Annotated in this window: 2 protein-coding genes and 1 pseudogene; 2 read left to right on the top strand and 1 reads right to left on the bottom strand. The window is 40.2% G+C overall.

Annotated features, from left to right (window positions below):
- Nucleotides 1-410, bottom strand: a pseudogene (hemA, locus tag BHECKSOX2_RS01975) (glutamyl-tRNA reductase); the annotation flags it as partial.
- Nucleotides 411-479: 69 nt separating this feature from the next.
- On the opposite strand from hemA, the gene BHECKSOX2_RS01980 reads away from it, so the two are divergent.
- Nucleotides 480-992 carry a lipoprotein insertase outer membrane protein LolB gene (locus tag BHECKSOX2_RS01980; RefSeq protein ID WP_139682243.1) on the top strand — a complete coding sequence of 171 codons (513 nt, stop codon included), beginning with the start codon at nt 480-482 and terminating at the stop codon, nt 990-992.
- Between the two features lie 6 nt (nt 993-998).
- On the top strand, nt 999-1,809 hold an 811-nt coding region (gene ruvB, locus BHECKSOX2_RS01985; RefSeq protein WP_139682458.1), incomplete at its 3' end, for a Holliday junction branch migration DNA helicase RuvB.

Consider the following 1,809-nt stretch of genomic DNA (forward strand, 5'->3'; position numbering starts at 1 on the left):
AACTTGTTTAGTGTGTCTGCTTCTTTGGCAGTATGGTAAGCATCTTTAAGTTGCCCTAAGATTTGTGGCTCTCCCAATACCAAAGAATCCAGTCCAGTTGCTACGCGACAGATATGCTTGAGTGCATCGTCGCCTTCAAAATAAACCAAATAAGGGTCTAATTTCTCTCTGGCAACATTGTGCGTGGTGGCAAGATAATCACTCAGTATTTGTTGTGCATTGTTGCTATCAACAATACTATAAATTTCAGAGCGATTGCAAGTTGATAGAATGACGCAAGCCTCAATACCTTGCGTGCTGTTGAGTTGCCTCAAAGCATTGGGTAATTCATTGGCTGAAAACGCAACTTTCTCACGCACTGCAACAGGCGCAAGTTGATGGTTAACACTTAAAATGGCAATTTTAGGCACGAAAAAAATTAGAGAAATAAACGCTCAATTATACCATAAGAGCGTTGTTTAGCGTTACAATACGCAGCCATGAAAACACTTGTATTATTGTTGCTATTTGGCTTTTTATCCGCTTGTTCAACAATACCAGAGCACTCCAAAGAGTTGGTTTATTCAAACAATATTCCAAGTGCATGGACGATAGAAGGGCGCCTCAGTGTCATGCGCAATAAAAAAACCGACATAGTCGGCTTTGAATTTAGCCAACAAGGCGGGTATTATCAATTAACATTTAGTGGCTCGCTTGGGTTTGGGCAAAGACAAATAAAGCAAACCGAACAAGGCTTGTTTATTGATGACAAACCCACTTTATTAACCTTAGAGCAGTGGATGAAGCTTGAGTTGGGTTGGTATTTTCCAGTAGAGGCTTTAGAGGATATTGTTTTTAAAGGTAATAACAACAAGAGACAAGGTTGGCAGATTAGCACGAGTAAACATCAAGTGTTTAAGGGGGTTGCTTATCCAAAAATTATCCGTTTAAGTCATCCAAATAAACACATTAAAATCAAACTGCTGTTGCAAGAAGTTAATCGGTTAAAATAACGCAATATGATAGAAGAAGACTCCTTAGTAAGTGCAGAGAATCAGGAAAACGAAGCCATTATTATGACTTCGGTTCGCCCTAAATTGCTCAGTGAATATATCGGCCAAAAAGATGTTAAATCTCAGATGTCATTGTTTATTAAAGCTACCAAAAAGCGTGGCGATGCACTGGATCACACCCTAATTTATGGTCCACCAGGGCTGGGAAAAACCACCTTGGCAAATGTGATTGCTAATCAAATGGGTGCAGGGTTTAAGCAAAGTTCTGGCCCTGTATTAGAGCGCTCAGGGGATTTGGCAGCAATACTCACTAAACTTGAACCTTATGATGTGTTGTTTATTGACGAGATTCATCGCCTCAATCCTGTGGTTGAAGAAATTCTATACCCTGCGTTGGAAGATTTTAAACTCGATATTATGGTCGGTGAGGGTATAGCTGCACATTCTGTGCAACTGGAGTTACCACCATTTACTTTGATTGGCGCAACCACGCGTGCAGGTATGTTAACCTCACCACTTAGAGATAGATTTGGCATTGTCCAACGCTTAGCGTTTTATGAAGTCAAAGATTTACAAACAATTGTGGTGCGTTCTGCCGATATTTTAGATATCCAAATAGAGTTAGACGGTGCATTAGAGATTGCTAAGCGTTCTCGTGGCACACCAAGAATTGCGAATCGATTATTACGCCGAGTGCGTGATTTTGCTGATGTTAAAACCAATGGCATCGTGCATCAAGCCATTGCACATGAAGCATTGAGTGAACTCAAGGTAGATGAATTAGGTTTGGAGCAATTAGACAGAGAATATTTATCAA

Origin of the sequence: thiotrophic endosymbiont of Bathymodiolus puteoserpentis (Logatchev) (genome assembly GCF_900127505.1) — a bacterium.
Taxonomy (GTDB): domain Bacteria; phylum Pseudomonadota; class Gammaproteobacteria; order PS1; family Pseudothioglobaceae; genus Thiodubiliella.